At 60.6% G+C, this 16,368-nt stretch carries 14 protein-coding genes and 1 rRNA gene; 5 read left to right on the top strand and 10 right to left on the bottom strand.

The features are described 5' to 3' along the window. A 5S ribosomal RNA gene (rrf, locus tag ACILSR_RS29965) occupies nt 1-94 on the top strand; the annotation flags it as partial. A 281-nt stretch (nt 95-375) separates the two neighbouring features. On the opposite strand, the gene ACILSR_RS29960 is transcribed toward rrf, so the two are convergent. The 4 genes from ACILSR_RS29960 to ACILSR_RS29945 form a co-directional block, all read right to left on the bottom strand. Continuing rightward, entirely contained in the window at nt 376-546 is a 171-nt protein-coding gene (locus tag ACILSR_RS29960; RefSeq protein WP_395753505.1) for a hypothetical protein, read from the bottom strand. An 879-nt stretch (nt 547-1,425) separates the two neighbouring features. Continuing rightward, nucleotides 1,426-2,844, bottom strand: coding sequence for a serine protease (locus ACILSR_RS29955; protein WP_395753504.1), 1,419 nt, complete (start codon nt 2,842-2,844; stop codon nt 1,426-1,428). A 361-nt stretch (nt 2,845-3,205) separates the two neighbouring features. Next, nucleotides 3,206-3,760: a hypothetical protein gene (locus ACILSR_RS29950; RefSeq protein ID WP_395753503.1), complete on the bottom strand. Its 555-nt coding sequence runs from the start codon at nt 3,758-3,760 to the stop codon at nt 3,206-3,208. 19 nt (nt 3,761-3,779) lie between these two features. Next, nucleotides 3,780-4,109, bottom strand: a complete 330-nt coding sequence (locus ACILSR_RS29945) for a hypothetical protein (protein WP_395753502.1) — start codon at nt 4,107-4,109, stop codon at nt 3,780-3,782. Between the two features lie 204 nt (nt 4,110-4,313). Between ACILSR_RS29945 and ACILSR_RS29940 the strand changes: the two genes are divergently transcribed. Both ACILSR_RS29940 and ACILSR_RS29935 read left to right on the top strand, forming a co-directional pair. Beyond that, nucleotides 4,314-5,123 (top strand): ParA family protein, encoded by an 810-nt coding sequence (locus ACILSR_RS29940; protein ID WP_395753501.1) that lies wholly within the window; start codon nt 4,314-4,316, stop codon nt 5,121-5,123. After that, on the top strand, nt 5,098-6,015 hold the full coding sequence (locus tag ACILSR_RS29935; RefSeq protein ID WP_395753500.1) for a hypothetical protein: 918 nt from the start codon (nt 5,098-5,100) through the stop codon (nt 6,013-6,015). Before ACILSR_RS29940 ends, ACILSR_RS29935 begins: the two co-directional genes overlap by 26 nt. A 270-nt stretch (nt 6,016-6,285) precedes the next feature. Here the strand turns inward: ACILSR_RS29935 and ACILSR_RS29930 are convergent, their stop codons facing one another. Then, complete coding sequence (locus ACILSR_RS29930) at nt 6,286-8,874, bottom strand: protein kinase domain-containing protein (protein WP_395753499.1); 2,589 nt, start codon at nt 8,872-8,874, stop codon at nt 6,286-6,288. Between the two features lie 186 nt (nt 8,875-9,060). Between ACILSR_RS29930 and ACILSR_RS29925 the strand changes: the two genes are divergently transcribed. Both ACILSR_RS29925 and rpiB read left to right on the top strand, forming a co-directional pair. Further along, a complete protein-coding gene (locus tag ACILSR_RS29925) occupies nt 9,061-9,537 on the top strand; it encodes a low molecular weight protein arginine phosphatase (RefSeq protein WP_395753498.1) in 477 nt (158 codons plus the stop codon). A gap of 56 nt (nt 9,538-9,593) precedes the next feature. Next, the gene (gene rpiB / locus ACILSR_RS29920) at nt 9,594-11,297 is read left to right on the top strand and encodes a ribose 5-phosphate isomerase B (RefSeq protein WP_395753497.1); all 1,704 of its coding nucleotides are present in this window, start codon (nt 9,594-9,596) and stop codon (nt 11,295-11,297) included. Nucleotides 11,298-11,494: 197 nt separating this feature from the next. Here rpiB and ACILSR_RS29915 read toward each other — a convergent pair whose 3' ends face one another. The 5 genes from ACILSR_RS29915 to ACILSR_RS29895 form a co-directional block, all read right to left on the bottom strand. Next, entirely contained in the window at nt 11,495-12,376 is an 882-nt protein-coding gene (locus ACILSR_RS29915) for a S1 RNA-binding domain-containing protein (protein ID WP_395753496.1), read from the bottom strand. Between the two features lie 92 nt (nt 12,377-12,468). Beyond that, nucleotides 12,469-12,888, bottom strand: a complete 420-nt coding sequence (locus tag ACILSR_RS29910; RefSeq protein WP_395753495.1) for a hypothetical protein — start codon at nt 12,886-12,888, stop codon at nt 12,469-12,471. 40 nt (nt 12,889-12,928) lie between these two features. After that, nucleotides 12,929-14,149 (bottom strand): PQQ-binding-like beta-propeller repeat protein, encoded by a 1,221-nt coding sequence (locus tag ACILSR_RS29905; protein ID WP_395753494.1) that lies wholly within the window; start codon nt 14,147-14,149, stop codon nt 12,929-12,931. Between the two features lie 13 nt (nt 14,150-14,162). Then, on the bottom strand, nt 14,163-15,173 hold the full coding sequence (tsaD, locus tag ACILSR_RS29900; protein ID WP_395753493.1) for a tRNA (adenosine(37)-N6)-threonylcarbamoyltransferase complex transferase subunit TsaD: 1,011 nt from the start codon (nt 15,171-15,173) through the stop codon (nt 14,163-14,165). Nucleotides 15,174-16,113: 940 nt separating this feature from the next. Further along, nucleotides 16,114-16,311: a hypothetical protein gene (locus ACILSR_RS29895; RefSeq protein ID WP_395753492.1), complete on the bottom strand. Its 198-nt coding sequence runs from the start codon at nt 16,309-16,311 to the stop codon at nt 16,114-16,116. Between the last annotated feature and the right edge of the window lie 57 nt (nt 16,312-16,368).

Here is a 16,368-nt window from a genome sequence, read left to right as displayed (position 1 = left end):
TACCACCCGTTCCCATTCCGAACACGGAAGTGAAACGCTGTTGCGCCGATGATAGTATGGCGAAAGGCTATGCGAAAGTAGGACGTTGCCAGATTAAACATCATCCCGCATCTCGTAAGAGATGCGGGATTTTTTGTGCCTGCGTGGCGGGAAAAGAGCGCAGCGGAACACGCAGTGCAGGGTTGCGCGCGCAGGGCGGGTGAACGGCGACGGGCTGCTTGGCAAACGGGCTGGGGAGGCAGAGTGGGCTGATGAAACAAGTCCGATACGGCTCATGCGGCCTGCTGGCCCCTGGAGGACCTAATGGGACGGTCGCTGGCTACTTGAAGCGCGGGAGTTGCCGCCAGTGGGGGCCTTAAAACGGTCTTTGCCGCCCTATTTGCGCTCCAGAAACAGCACAAATATCAACCGCCCGTCCTTCCACGGTGGTCCGCCGATGAAGAGGGGGCTGTCTTTGCGCAGCACGGCGTCGCTTTTGACCAGCACCTGCTGCTCACGCCAGACTTGCAGGTGCAGGTTTACGCCGTCGTTATGTCGATAGAACAAGGAGTCGCTGCAACAGAGTCTGAAATGGCTACAGCTGTCCGCTGTGATGGCGTGCGGAACTTGGACTTGGTGCGACAAAGCCCGATGTCGCGGCGGACGCAGGTGATATCGCCGACAGTTGAAAACGAGTGTGAAAGGAAAGTCGAGCAGAGGGAGATGGCCCCCGCAATGGACGCGCGCCGGGAGACGGCAAGAGCCAGTGCTCCCAGCAATGCAGTGTGCTCCGCTCCCGCAGGGTGAGGGGCGTGCGGAACTTGGACTTGGTGCGACAAAGCCCGATGTCGCGGCGGACGCAGGTGATATCGCAGACAGTTGAAAACGAGTGTGGAAGGAAAGTTGAGCAGAGGGAGATGGCCCCCGCAATGGACGCTCGACCGGAGCCAGCAAGATGCCAGTGCTCCAATCAATGCAGTGTGCTCCGCTCCCGCAGCGTCACTGGGCTTTGTACGGCCTGAATGCAAATGTTCGAGAAGCAGCGTGATGTGACTGGAATTCAGACCCGCTTTCAAAGGCTCGTGGTATGTGTCTTCGAGGGAGGGATAAAGGGCAGCAAATACGGGGATCTTGGCGATTTAGACCTAATGCCGCTAAGCAATCGTGGTGACGGCAAGGCTTGGGGAATGGACAACGAAAATGGGCTTCATTATGTGCGGCCACTTGTACACGGGGCGTAGGACATTGCGCTGGCAGAATCTTACTCGACGTGGCGGCAAGGCTGCCTCAGCGATCTGACCACGCACGCGTCTGTCCCGTTCTCCCTGCGCCAGTTTGTCCTTAAGCAACTCTGAGGAAAAAACAGCTCCTCAGTGTATTCCTGGCAAATGGCAAAGCTGATGCGCAGCGCGCCGGCCAGCTTCACGGCTTGGTCCGGCGAGATCTCTATCTGAAGCGGACGACTTGCTGGACAAAGTTGGTGTGGACCTCTTTGCGTTCGCGCAGGAGATCTGGGACGTACTTTTTCAAATAGGGGGCACGGTCGGCGCTCTGCAGGCTCTGCATCTGCGAGGAGGAGGCCTGGGAGACGGTGTTGAAGAATTCCGCGAAGTATCCCACGACGCCCTGAACTGCCATGCGCGCTGTGTTTCCGCCCATGCCGCCGCCGAGTTTCTGGTTCACACGTGCGATGCCTGCATTGATGGACTGTCCGAGGGAGTGCTTGGCACCGTCCACAAGCACGGTTCGGATGACGTAGTCGCCTTTGGACTGGATGGAGAAATCGAAGCCTGCATTGTTGCGCTTGGGATTGAGAAAGCAGGCGGCGGCGAGGGAGAGAGTGTCGCGATCAAAGGCATTGAGCTCCGCGGTGGAGGACATGAGCGAGGTGTAGAGCATTTTTCTCCATTTGGTGACTTTCTCTGGCCGCATGGCGAAGCGGCGGACTCCATCAAATTTGGTCCCTCTGGACCAGATGTCCCGCTGGCCGTTGGTGGCATAGGTGGAGATGCCGATGACTTTTTTGGTCTGCTCGAGGACGACAGGGCCGCCGCTGTTGCCGGGGACGATTTCGCAGCTGATCTCGAGGCGGTCACTGCCGAGGCCGAGAATGGTGCCGGGGAGGGAGGTGACGACGTTGCCTCCGAGGCTGTTTCCATAGGCGATGACTTTGGCGCTCATGGCGATGTTGGGATCGAGTTCGGAGATTTCATAGGCGCTCTCTCCTTCTTTGAGGACGATGGGCAAGCGTGCGACGTCTTCGAGGCCGCTCTCGGTGGTGGGATCGTTGACGTCGGAGAGTTCGAGTTCGTAGGGGACGGGAATAGTGCGTCCGGAAGCGGTCTGAATGCTGACGATTTTAGAGGTGAATGAACCCAGGCTGCCGCAGATCACGTGGGCATTGGTGTAGATGTAGGTCTTTCCACCAGCTTTGGCGATGAAGCCCGAGCCGCTGCCGTTGTCGGTTTTGATGATGACGAGAGAAGCGGGATCGAAGGAGGTGACGACGGCTCCCTGCGGGGAAGTGACGGCGTCTGCCTTGGGCATTGCGGGGGCTGTGGTGGACGACGGAGTGACGCTGGGGACGCCGGCGGCTTCTGGGGCGTATTTCGTGAGCCACTCCCTGGGCAGGGAGGTGGTGGGAATGACGGAGATGCCGCCGTCGTGCAAAATCTTCACGCCCTGCGGGGTGACGGCCATGACCTTGGCGTTTTGGTAGCTTTTTTTGCCGAATGAACTCTGTACTTCCAGGAGGGGAGTGACTTCCTGGGCCTTTGAGGTGAGGATGCCGGTGCCGAGGAGAATGCCTGCCGCAAGCAATGCGGCCTTAGTGGCAAGGGGCAGGAGTGGTACTGATTTTTTCATGGGCGCTAGGAAAATGCACTTAAAGAGATTTTTCCGGGCGAAATCAAGCTGCAAATATGCCAAGGACGGGCGGAAGATTAGATCGAAGGAAGACTGCTGAGGTGCAGAGCAGTGGGGAAGGCTGCGGTAGGAATGCAGGAAGATGGGGGAGACTCCTGAATGCGGGCCGGATTACACGAAGGCGGCAGTGAGCATACGGTCACTCAGCAGATTCCAAATCTACCAACGCGAATGACCACGAATTTCCGCGAATTTTCACGAATGAGACTGGGGAGGCCGTTGATTTGAAGTCCTATTTGAGCCTGCAGAGCGAGCACCCTTCAAATCTGCGCCTTGATAACGATCCTTTTGGAAGCCTGGTCTATTTCAGCAGTTTGGCCAGCTGGCGGGCGATGGAGCCGGGGCCGAGGTCGAATTTTTGCTGGAGGTCGGGCGGGAGCTCTTCGGCGGTGGCTTTGAGATTGGCGACGCCGTCTTCGTGGAGGAAGGAGATGGAGTCGTCGGTGATTTTGAAGATCTTGGCGTTGTGGAGAGTGGGGCGGTTGAGAAGCTTGAGCTCGGGAATGAGGCTGCCGATGGCGGCGGTGCGGGCTTTCTCAGCGGTGGTGGCCATGGAGTCGGCCAGATACTTGATCTCGACGTGGAGTTTCTTTTCCTTCTGATCGAGGAGATCGCGCTGGCTGATGAGGTCCTGCTCGTGTTTCGAGAGCTGATCGAGCTTGTCCTTGGCGCTCTTGAGCTCGGCCCACTCCTGCTGGCGGGCGAGGAGGGTCTCGTGGAGATCACTGGAGCGCGTTTTCATTTCAGCGAGCTCGGTTTGGAGTTTGTCGCGCTGATAAAAGTAGTCCGCGACCGCGAGGAGGGCGGCGAAGACAAGGATGATCTTGATGAGGGTGCTGGCGCGAAAATCGAACACGGTGTGGGAAGGTGGGGGATTACTTCAGGTGCGCGGCTTTGTATGCTTCCGCGGCGGGTTTGAGCCTGGCAAACTCAGTTTCCATGGTGGAGAGTTGTCGTTCCCTGATCGGGTTGGAGAGTTCCAAGGGGCGCAACTGCTCCTGTTTGAGCTGGGCTTGTTCGGTGTAGCGGCTGATGGCGCTGGTGCCGCCGAGGGAGGCGATGTCCTGATCGAGTTTTTGAATGGCGGCCTCGTCCTGCTTGCAGGCGGCCCCGAGCGCGGAGAGTTCACGCTTGAGCTCCGGATGACGTTCACACGAGGTGAACGAGAAGGTGAGCGCCAGGCAGAGGAAGAGGGGCAGTTTCATGTGAGGATGCAGTCGGCCGCATGGGTAATCCCACGAGGATGGAAACGTTTCGCCTTTTGAGCAAGTCTCAAAAACCTTGTCTCATGGACCGGACGGCGGAGCTTGTCGATGCACAAGGCACCCTTTTTTCTGAGGCGGGGCTAATCTTGAATGGAGTGGCGTGCAACTTCTTGCGAATCGTCAAAGCCACCTTAGCATCGACGTGTGATAGCGATAGCAACGGCCAGTCAGAAGGGAGGCGTGGGGAAAACCACGTTGTGCATCAATCTCGCCTATTCGCTGGCGCGACGTGGCTGGCGGGTACTTTTGATCGACACGGATCCGCAGGGCGGAGTGGGGCTGTCACTGGCGAAAAGCACGAAGGCGAGGGAGGGCTTCCACGAGTTTCTGGTGCGTGGCGGAGACCTGGGAAAAATGGTGGTGCCAACGCGGCTGCCGGAACTGGAGATCGTGCCGGCGGGCCAGTATGACACCTGCGCGAGACAGGGCTGGTCCGCGCATGAAGTGCCGGCGAGGCTGGCGGACCTGCTGCGCGGCGCGGAACTGCGCGGTGCGGACGTGGTGCTGATGGACACGGCGGCCGGCATGAGCAGCACGACGGAGGCGGTGGTGAAGGCGTGTGATTTTGTGATCCTGCCGCAGCAGGCGGAGCCGCTGGCGATCCGCAGCGTGCCGCACCTGCTGGAGACGCTGGCGCGGTTCCGTGCGGAAGGCGCCGGGGTGCGGGTGGCGGGCATCCTTCTGACGATGGTGCTGCGTGAGAATGAAATGAGCATGAAGGTGGCGCGTGAACTGCGCGACATGCTGCCTGCGAACCTGATGTTTCAGCAGAGCATTCCGCGGCTGCCTTCCTTTCTGGAGGCGAGCGCGCTGGGTGTGCCGGTGGCTCTGACGAAACGAAATCCGCCGCCGGAGGCGCTGATCTTTGACCAGATCGCGGCTGAGCTGGAGCAGCGGACAGGACTGACCCATGAACGTGAAAGGGAGCATGGACATGCAAGTCTCATGGATTGACGCGGAGCAGCTCAAGGCGCTGGTGGAGCAGATCGCACCGGAAAAGCCGAGAGAGGATGGAGCGTGCGGACTGGTGGAGATCGACACGGTGCCGGAGACGTCCGGCAGCGGTGGAGAGAAGCCCTGGGGATTTGCCATGGACTGGATGGAAGCGCCCGAGCAGCGGGCACCCGCTGCGCTGGAGATGACGGAGGCGCTGGCGGCCGAACCGGTACTGCTGAAAGCAGAGACGGAAGCGGGAGAGATGGTGTTGGAGACCCTGGAGACGGTGGAGGAAAGTTCTGCTGACGAAGAAGAACCGCCCATGCCGATGCCGCCAGCGGCGCTGCCATTGAGCCGGATCCGAGACAAGCTGCGTGCGATCCGCCAGCGTGCGACGGAGGCAGGGATCCTGACGCGGCCCATGGAGGTGGCAGCGGTGGATAGAGCGCCGGAGAATGAGAAGACGGATGCGGAAACGACGGCTGCTGGAAGCGACCGCGCGAGTACAAAAGAGGGGACGTCGGCGGTGCCGGTGTTTGAAGTTCCGGCCGGAACGCGCGAGGTGCGGCTGGCGGCTTTTGCAGCATGGACGCGCAAGGTTCTGCAGGAAGACGGCGGACATGTGCTGGTGATGAGTGACGAAGGCGAGGTGCTGTGGGGCGGGGAGTCGAAGGCGGGACTGGTTCTCTCGACCATGATGGCGTGGGGGGCGGCGGTGCGTGCGAGCGCGATGTCCGCCTGTGAAACGCCGCCGGTGATTCATCAAACGCTGGCGTCGGGGAATGTGCTGACGGTGATTCCGTGCGACACAGCAGTGGGGATGGTGCATGCGGCGGTGGCTGCGCCGGCGGGGCTGACACGCGAGCAGGCGGGGCTGCTGCGCAGGGGATTGTGTGCGGTGATGGGGTGAAGAACCGCAGTGTGTGGCGACAATGCGCCTTTGTGCGGGCTGAAAGCGCTGGGGCGTGCGGTTTGGCGGAGGGGGAATCGAAGCGTGAGAGCGGGCGGCGGAGCGGCCCCATTGGCTGCGTTAGTCGCTTGCCTGTTATTCTTCAATAGCAGGCGGCGCTCCCGCCTTGCCACTGGGGCCGCTGCGCTCGCCGGTTCAATATGACAATCTTTTCGAGAACTGGTCTAGAAGATCAGGTCCTGAAATGCAATGGGGAAGCGGCCTGGGAGGCTACTTCTTGAAGAGGACGAGTTCGTTGATGCCCCAGTAGTTGGAGGCGGTGCCGAGCTGGGTGATACGGACGAAGCGGGCTTTTTGCGGCGCTTTGAAAACGATTTCGGTCAGCACGCTGCCGTCTCCTTGTGCGGCAGGGGGGCTCCACTGTTTGCCGTCGGAGGAGAGCTCGACTTTGTATTTGCGCTGGTAGTCTTGAGAGTTGCCCTGACTGTCGATGGCGAGACCCGCGATGTTCTCCTCAGTGGGGAGTTCGACGGTGAACCACTCGCCGCCTTTCATGGAGACACCGGTGCTCCAGCGGCTGGCGGTGTTGTTGTCGGTGGCTTTGGAGAGATCTTCTTTTTTGTGGCTGGCGCTGAGCTTCCAGCTGCTGCGAGGTTCGATCAAAGCGAGCTTGTTTTTCAGGCGGGTGTTGAGAGGGGGAGGCGCGGACGGTACGAAATAGTAGTCGCGCACACGACCGTCGATGAGCTGAAGCTGGTCCGGCTTTAAGATGATGGAGTACACGAAGAACTCCGCGAGGAAGCCGTTGAACTGATCCTGGGGGCCGACGTTAGCGCCTGTGCTTTCCCGGTCCCGGCCGATGATGAGATGATTGAGAGGCTTGTAGGGTGCGGTGGACTTGCCGCCGGAGGAGGTGAAGGACTTGCCTTCGGCATCCTTGGCGCGGAGTTCGAAGGCGCCGCTGTTGGTGTTCCAGGTGATGAAGGCGAGGCAGGGCAGGGTGCCTTTGACATCCTTGGAGGTGATGGTGGGGCTGCCGCCTTCGTGCTTCACTTCAGCAACGAGGTTCTTTTTGTCATCCACCAGAAGGGAAACCGAAGAGCCGTCTTCGTTGCTCAAGGTGAAGACACGCGTCGGGAGCTTGGCGGCGTCTGCCTGGAAGGCGATGACGAGGGAGAGGCCTTTCTCATTGGGAACCGTGAGATTTTTGGTGCCGAAGGGCATGCTCTGGGTTTCATTTCCCGTGTCATCGAGCTCCATGATGCAGGGCTTGCCACTGCGGGGATGGAAATCGAGAACGACGCGACCGGGCTTGGGGCTGCCTCCGGTGGTGGATTCAGGCCAGTTGACGCGCTTCGGGGCGTAGTCGGGACTGTTCTGATAAGCGCGCAGGATGTTGTCGTTGCCGCGTTCGGAGATGTCGTGCCACTCGAGGACCGGCTCGTTCGGGTTGGCCGTGGCCAGCTTGCCATTGCTGCCTTTGCGATTGGTGAGGATGCCGGTATTGCCGACATAGAAGAGCGAGATGCCGGCATCCGCAGGGGGGAAGGCGCGATCCTGAGGAAGCTGGAAACTGACCTTGGGAGGATTGGAGGAAATGAGGGAAGCAATGCCTGATTTCGCCGGTCCGGAGCTGCTGCCGCCGCGGCCAAAGAAGAAACAGCCGCCAATGCCGAGCACGATGAGGGCGCCGCCGATGATGGCGATCTGCTTGATCAGCTTTGGGCTGAGTTTGCCAGCGGGAACCGAGCCGGTGGAAGTGGGCTTGCGGTGCGGACCGCTGGCGGGTCTGCGCGGTGCCGGGGTGAGCTGGCTGGTGATGGCGGCCGTCTCCGTGACAAACTGGGGGTCCGCGTACTCGACGGGTACGGCCTCCACCACGGGCTCGGCATAGACGGGCTGGGTCTGGTGCTCTGGCGGAGCGTAATAACCTGTGAGGGGTACGGTGCCCGTGCCTGGCGGCATGACGGGCGGCATGTAAACTGGTGGTGGTGCATACATGCCCATCCAGGGGCCGTAGGGCACCATGGTGGGCATTTTTTCCCAAGCGCGGAATTCTTCGATGGCCTGCTGGGCATTGGCAGGGCGGTCGTCCGGCTTCTGGGCCATGAGGCGGGCGCACCAGGCACCGAGCCACTGCGGGACGTGCGGGGCGATCTGGTGCAGCGGGACGAGAACGTGGTCGATGTGCTTGTCGATGACCTCTGCCATGGAGGTGCCATCGAAAGCCTTGCGGCCGGAGAGGGCTTCGTAGAAGACGCAGCCGAGGGAGTAGAGATCGGTACGCTCATCCACGGGTTCGCGGGTGAGCTGTTCGGGCGCCATGTAATAGATGGAGCCCATGACGGTGCCTTCCTGGTCTTCCGTCTGCTTGCGGGCGCGCAGACCGGCACGGGCGAGACCGAAGTCGATGATCTTGGCCTGCATGCGGCCGCCGGGGAGTCGCTCGACCTTGATGTTCTCCGGCTTGATGTCGCGGTGGAGGATGTGGTGCTGGTGAGCGGCGAGGAGACCTTCAAGGGTCTGGGAGGCGAGCTCTTTAAAGTCGTCATAGGGCAGCGGGCCGCGGGCGACGACGTCGGCGAGGTCTTCTCCCTGAAGGAGCTCCATGACCATGAAGAGTCCTTCGTCATCGCTGGCCACGTCGAAGATGGTGACGATGTTTGGATTGCGCAGGGAGGCGAGAGCGTCCGCCTCACGGCGGAGCTCGGAGGCGACGTTTTTGTCCACGTCGGCTTCGTTGGCGGTCAGCAGTCGTTTGACGGCGACCCAGCGCTTCAACTGGCTGTCATAAGCGCGGAAGACGGCGCCAACGCCGCCCATGCCGAGCTTTTCGTATATTTTGTATCGTTCCGCCATCCGGGGTTAAGCGCTTGAAAATAAGACAAACGGGAGCAAAGCCCATGAGCGGCCCCTTTGGCAAGCGGGATATTTCATGAAAATGCTTATGGACACGTTTTGCTCTGCCTTTGACAAACGAGAGCGTCGGGACACACTGATACCCCGCTGGAAACGGCGGGGAAGAAACAAAACCCGCACCGCCTTTTGAAAAACGTTCTTTTTGTTTGTACTGGCAACACCTGCCGCAGCCCGATGGCGGAAGCGCTGTTTCGTGAGCTGGTGAAGGAGCGAGCCGACTACCAGGTGTCCAGCGCCGGAGTGGCGGCGGCGCCAGGCATGCCCGCGAGCAAACACACGGCGGCGCTGCTGAAGAGCCGCGGAGTGAACCTGTCCGGTTTCCAAAGCCGGATGCTCGACAAGAAGATTCTGGAGGCGGCCACGCATGTGTTCGCCATGTCATCGCATCACATGGCCGCGATCGTGGATGAATTTCCCGAGCAGACTGACAAAATCTACCTGGTGTCCGAATTTGCCGCCGAAGACGCACTGCGGGGCAAGGATGTTTCCGACCCCTTTGGACAGGGCCTTCAGGCGTATGAAGAGACGCTGCAGGCTCTGGAAAAAATGCTGCCCAGCCTGCTGGCCTACATCGACCAGACCTGGAAGAAAAATGATGGATGACAGCGGCCATCCCCCCTCCCACTTTCGTTCCCCCCCCAACACCCCCCAAGCAAAAAATGACCAGCACCACCAACGGCAGCCTTCCCAGTAAACTCGCCATCGCAGCCGACCACGGCGGCGTGGATTTGAAAAATGCCGTCGTCGCCCATCTGAAATCCGCCGGCTATGGCGTGGAAGATCTCGGGGTGAATTCGCATGATTCGGTGGATTATCCCGACTATGCGGAAGTGGTGGCGGACAAGGTGCTCTCCGGCGCGGCGGACGCGGGCATTCTGGTATGCACCACCGGCATCGGCATGTGCATCGCCGCTAACCGTCATGTGGGCATTCAGGCTTCCCTTGTGGGAGATGCGCAGACGGCGGCGATCACGCGTGAGCACAACAACTCGAACGTGCTGTGCCTTTCCGGCAAAAACACCACCGAAGAAGTGGCGAATCAGATCGTGGATGCGTGGTTGAAGACGCCCTTTGCGGGTGGTCGCCATGGCCGCCGGGTGGACAAGATGAACGCGCAGCCTCATCCGCTGGATATTCTGGAAGCGAATGATCCTGCCGTCGCGGCGATCGTTCAGGGAGAGCAGCACCGCCAGCAGGACCACATCGAGCTGATCGCAAGCGAGAACTTCACCAGCAAGGCCGTGATGGCGGCGCAGGGAAGCTGCCTGACGAACAAGTATGCCGAAGGCTACCCGGGCAAGCGCTGGTATGGCGGCTGCGAAGAGGTGGACAAGGTGGAGCAACTGGCGATCGACCGTGCGTGCCAGCTGTTTGGCGCGAAGTTTGCCAACGTGCAGCCGCACTCGGGCTCGCAGGCCAATGCGGCGGTGTATTTCAGCGTGCTGCAGCCGGGAGACAAGGTGCTGGGCATGAACCTGGCCCACGGTGGTCACCTCACGCACGGCAATCCGGCGAACTTCTCGGGCCGCTTCTACCAGTTCTGCCAGTATGGCGTGAGCGCCGAAGATGAACGCATCAACTACGATGAGCTGGCTGAAGTGGCGCTGCGGGAGAAGCCAAAGATGATCACCGCCGGTGCCAGCGCCTATCCGCGCATCATTGATTTCAAGAAGATGAGCGAGATCGCGAAGAGCGTGGGTGCTTATCTGTTTGTGGACATGGCGCACATTGCCGGCCTGGTGGCTGGTGGCGCGCATCCCTCGCCGATGGAGTATGCGGATTTCGTGACGACCACGACGCACAAGAGCCTGCGCGGCCCGCGTGGTGGCATGATCCTGACGAACAACGAAGACTTGTTCAAAAAGATCCAGAGCCAGGTCTTCCCAGGCGTGCAGGGCGGACCGCTCATGCATGTGATCGCGGCGAAGGCGGTGTGCTTTGGCGAGTGCCTCAAGCCTGGCTTCAAGGACTACACGGCGCAGGTGGTGAAGAATGCGCAGGCGCTGGCCGCTGCGCTGATCGAACTGGGCTACCGCATCACCAGCGGTGGTACGGACAATCACCTCATGCTGGTGGATCTGCGCCCGAAGGGCCTCAATGGCAAGATCGCCAGCGAGACGCTGGACAAGGCGGCGATCACCGTGAACAAGAATGGCATTCCGTTCGACACGGAGAAGATCACGCTTGGCGGGGGCATCCGTGTGGGAACGCCTGCGGTGACGACGCGTGGCATGAAAGAAGCTGAGATGAAGCAGATCGCCGCGTGGATTGATCGTGCGCTGACGAACCGGGAAGACGCAGCCGCATTGGCGCAGATCCGCAAGGAAGTCAGCGAGGCGAACCAGAGGTTTCCGCTGCCTTGAGGCGGAGGAAGAATATAGTTAGCCGTGTGTCGGACGGTCATGGCGTAAGCCCGGCCGTCTTTCGGCGTACTGCAAGCGCCTTGGCTTGCGAGTGTCCTCGCAGTCGGGTGGTTTGGCGGAGAAGCGTTGGAGCTTGAAACGCTATCGATGCCAAACACAACCCGACCTACATACGATTTTTGCGTGCTGTGCGGTGATCAGCGTTTGGCGGAGGGTTTCCAGTCTCCTTCTTTGGCATCGCGGACGTCCAGGATGGCGATGCCGGGGCGGGTGAATTCGATGCGGCGCTGTTTGTAGAGGGAACCGAGGGCCTGTTTGAAGGCTTTTTTGCTGGCCTCAAAGTGGGTTCGGATGGCCTCGGGCGGGCTGTCGTCGTCGAAGGGGAGCTTGCCGCCGCTGTTTTTGAGGGCTTCGAGGATGCGGTCGGTGAGTGAGGCGACGCGCTGGTAGCCGGAGGCGTCGAGGCTGAGGTCGATTTTGCCACTGGGGTGGACGGCGCTGATGAAGCCGCTGAGCTTCTGGCCGATCTGGAGCGGGGCGCCGATGTTGGAGTGGTAGAGCAGGCCGATGTGGGTGCCTTCGACGATGGCGTTGTAACCCAGCGGGGTGCGGGCGGTGATGAGGAGGGAGACGGGCTGGGCGGGCCTGAAGGGCGGGCGGGCGCGGCTGAGATGGCGCTGCAGGCGGGTGGTGGCGATGATGCGGTCCGTCTTTTCGTCCAGCATGATGTAGGCGACGACTTTGTCGCCAACATAGACGGGATCTGACTGCTCCCGGAAGGGCAGGAGGAGGTCCTTGAGGAGGCCCCAGTTCAGGAAGGCGCCGACGTTGCGGTTCACGCTGACGACTTCGAGGGTGGCGAACTCGCCGACCATTGCGAAGGGTGTCTCGGTGGTGGCGACGAGGCGGTCCTCGGAGTCACGGTAGATGAGGACGTCGAGAGATTCGCCGAGGCTGGTGCCCTTGGGGATGTAGCGGTTTGGCAGGAGGATCTCGCCATGCTCGCCGCCGTCCAAGTAGATGCCGTGAGGCGTGCTGTGGAGGACGGTGAGGGAGTTGCGTTTGCCGATCTGTGCCATGGGGGAGACTAAATAGACGCGGTGGGGGAGCAATCCAGCGGTTGGTTGCACAACGTGTATCGCGGTTAGATCCAGGTAAGGGAAGTGCTGTTTCAATAGCCAATGAGCTCTGTTGAAACAATTTTGCCGTCCTTAACCTTAAAATCAAAAACGCAGCCATTTAAGCCGCTGTCAAATTGGTAGCTGACGATATCGCTGTCTTCTCTGCTTGGCGGCCCGACATTTTTTTTGAGTTCATCAACGGAGTGCCCAACAGGATTCCACTCAGTTAGAAATGTCGCCAGGGCTTGCGCATCTTTTTTCCAGTTTTCCTTTGTTCGCCGCAAAAGAGGGAGCTTTAAACCCGAGGGAATGTATTCCGCCGACGTGCTTGGGGGAGCTACATCCCTCGATTTAGGTTCAATATCTCTCCCGCCAGCAGAGTGATCGCTTTGATTTTGATTCCTTGAGCAAACGACGAGCATGGCTCCCAAGCCCAAGATAAGAGAACCGATGATTTTCTTTTTCATCATAAGTGCAGGTCACGGGGTTTGGGACGCATGCCGGCGGCGGCTACTTCACCTTCACGACGACCATCTTCTCCGCATCGCGGGCGAAGAGGAGGCCGTTGGAGTAGGCGTCGTGGGAGCGGTGGCCGGCGCGGGTGATCTGGCTGCGCTGGAGGAGATTGAATTTCTTTGGGTCGGCGGAGAAGATCCAGAGTTCGCCGGCCTCGCTGTGGAGGAGGAGTTTGTCGCCGACGAGGATGAGGGTGCCGCCCTGAAGGTGGTCCGGGGCCTCCCAGGTGACTTTGCCAGTGGCGACATCCAGGCAGCGCAGCGCCATGCCGGTCTCCTGGCGGCCGTGCAGGCCATAGACGTGGCCGGCGTGGTAAACGGGGGTGGTGTAGTGGCAGTCGAGGGCGTCGGCTTTTTTCCAGACGCTGGTGAGCTTGTGCTCGGCCTTGTTCCACTGCCAGAGGCCGACGCCGACATCGTAGGCGGCGGTGAAAAGGAGCCTGCCTTCTCCGCAGGGGACGGGGGTGGCGGCATTGACGGAGGCATCGATTTTGGCGCGGAAGAAGTCATCTGCCAGCACCTTGCCGTCGCTGTTCTGCGTCACGAGGACACCGCGGCGGGTGAAGAAGGCGCTGACGTTCTTGTCGTCGGGAATCTGGACGGGGGAGGAGTAGCTGGCCTCGTCGTCAGTGGCCTGCCAGAGGAGTTTGCCAGTGGAGAGGTCGAGGGCGATGATGCCGGCGCCACCCTGGGCGTTTTTGCCGCCGACATTCAGGAGGACTTTGCCATCCACGACCATGGGGGAGCAGGCGCGGCCGAAGTACCCCTGCGGCGACTCGAGTTCGGCGACGGTGTCGTAGCTCCAGAGCAGGGCGCCCGTTTCAAAATCGAGGGCCTCAACCCTGCCTTCGGGACCGTGGGTGATGACCTTGCCTGAGGCGATGCAGGGGACGGCGCGGGGGCCGTTGTCGAAGCCAAAGCTGTCGCGATAAGTGGTGGGGCAGGCGTGTTTCCAGACGGGTTTGCCATCGGCGGCGGCGAGTGCCTCAGTGATGATCTCGCCGCCCTGGCGGTGGGTGATGATGACACGGTCTTTGAAGACGACGGGGCCGGCGTGGCCGCTGCCGAGCATGCGCCGCCACACAGGCTCAGGCTCGGTGGTGCCAGCGATGGGGGCTTCGTCGGTGGCGGTGCAGGTGCGCTGGGGGCCGAGGAACTGCGGCCAGTCACCCGCATGCAGAGTGGTGCATGCGCAGAGGAGGAGGAGCGGGCGCATAGAAAGGAGGGGCTTAGGTTACGAGGGAGAGATTGGGGTCCACATCCGCCTCAAGCGGGGAGGTGTGGCCGATGCTGAAACGCTGGGCGGCAGCGAAAGCGATCATTCCTGCATTATCGGTGCAAAGGTCCGGACGTGCGAGGAGGAGTTGCAGGCCTTCTTTGGCGCAGCGCGCGGTGAGGGCGGTGCGCAGGCCGCGGTTGCAACTGACGCCGCCGCTGACGGTGACGAGTTTTTCGCGAGACTGCCTGGCTGCGAGCACGAGCTTTTCAACGAGGACTTCGATGATGGCGGCCTGCACGCTGGCGCTGAGATCCGCCAGGGTCTGTTCGCTTTTGAGGTCGAGGCGGGGGAGTTCGTAAAGCACGGCGGTTTTCAGGCCGCTGAAACTGAACTCGAGACTGCGGCCGTCGAGGAAGCTGCGGGGAAAGGCGAAGGCGGTGGGATCGCCACGGGTGGCGAGTTTGTCGATCTCGGGGCCGCCAGGGTAGGGAAGGCCGATCATTTTGGCGACTTTGTCGAAAGCCTCTCCTGCGGCGTCATCGCGCGTGCGCCCGAGGAGGGAGTAACGGCCGACGCCGAGCACGTGGACGAGCATGGTGTGGCCGCCGCTGACGATGAGGGCGATGCAGGGACGGACGGGGCCCTGGCCATTCATGAAGGGGGAGAGCAGGTGGCCTTCCATGTGGTTGACGGCCAAGAAGGGCTTGTCTTCCGCGATGGAGAGGGCTTTGGCCATGGAGGTGCCGATGAGCAGGGAGCTGACCAGCCCCGGACCGCTGGTGGCGGCGAAGGCAGCCATGTCTGAAAGGGATTTGCCGGCGTCTGCCAGGACCTGCTGAACGAGAGGGCGGACGTGGAGGATGTGATTGCGGGAGGCGACCTCGGGCACGACGCCGCCGTACTGACGGTGGATCTCAATCTGGGAGGCGATGCGGCTGGCGATCAGTTCCCCCTGCAGAGTGCAAATGGCGGCGGCGGTCTCATCGCAGGAGGATTCGAGGGCGAGCAGGCAGTCTGGCATGGGGCGGGAAGAATGGATGCAAAACGCGCGAGAGGCATGTGGAAAGCTGCGGGAGGAAGCAAAAGGGCCGGTCAAGACGGTTCAATCACGGGATGGTGTGCCACTTTCCTATACCAAACTCTCAAAAATCTTGTCACGAAGTCCGGACCGCACACCTGCCTTGCCGCTGGGCCCGCTGCGCTCGCTGTACCAGAGGGCCATCTTGGTGTGGGCTGGTATGGGAAGTAAAGGGGCAAAAAAAAGCCACCGTCCCCCGGTTGGGTGGGGAACGGCGGCGGATATGGCAGTTTCCTGTCGGATTCAGTGCTGTGACCGTCTTTGCAGCCGGCCTTCGCTTTGGCGTCGCACTTCGCACATGCCTTCTTAGCTGGAACAGGATGCATGAAGCATCACGGACGCAGCGGCAGAACAGTGGCAAGACGGATCGTGGGATGAGCGCACGTAAGTAAACAATCAGCCGCGCGAGGCGGCGGATTCCTTACTTGCTGGGCTGCATCGGCGGCGGCGGCGGGGGCGGAGCGGGCTGCTGGCAGGAGGAAAGGACGGCGGAAGCCGCGATGAGGGCAAGGATTGCGATTTTCATGAGTGTATGATGTATAGATGTTTACCTATTAACAACCATCCGCACGAGGCGGCGGCCAGCTTACTTACCCATGTGGGCAGGTGGCGGCGGCGGCGGGGGAGGTGGCTGCTGGCAGGAGGAGAGGACGGCGGAAGCCGCGATGAGGGCGAGGATAGCGATTTTCATGTGTGTGTGGGTGTTAAACCAGTTTGCTAAGCTTCCCATCCACCAGACTCCTGGCAGCGGGATTTTTCGAGATTAACGACAACTTCTGTTTTTGCAAACATCCAAATGCATTCTCTGCGAAAACCGCAATGCAGGACTAAGAACAGAGAAATTTGGGACTACCAGAATGTCAGTCTCTGTCATGCTTAGAAATCACGCATATGGTCCGCTGTCTCCGAGGCCATAAGCAGTGCCGGTGATTTCGCCTTCATCGTCGGAAAAAAAGATGCGCAAAGGGCGGCAGCAAATCTCGCAATCGTAGTCCACATCGCAGGGGATTTCGTTGTACGAAGGGGTGGAAACCTCAAACTCTTGAAAGCAGCTTGGGCAGGTGACGGGAGTGGTGTGCATGGCGGCAAAGCGGGTATGAAATGCGTGGGAAAAGCTCCCTCGCAGGCTTTCTCGAAA

This window comes from Prosthecobacter sp. (genome assembly GCF_044222565.1).
Lineage (GTDB): Bacteria > Verrucomicrobiota > Verrucomicrobiia > Verrucomicrobiales > Verrucomicrobiaceae > Prosthecobacter.
This window is presented reverse-complemented; position numbering and strand designations above follow the sequence as displayed.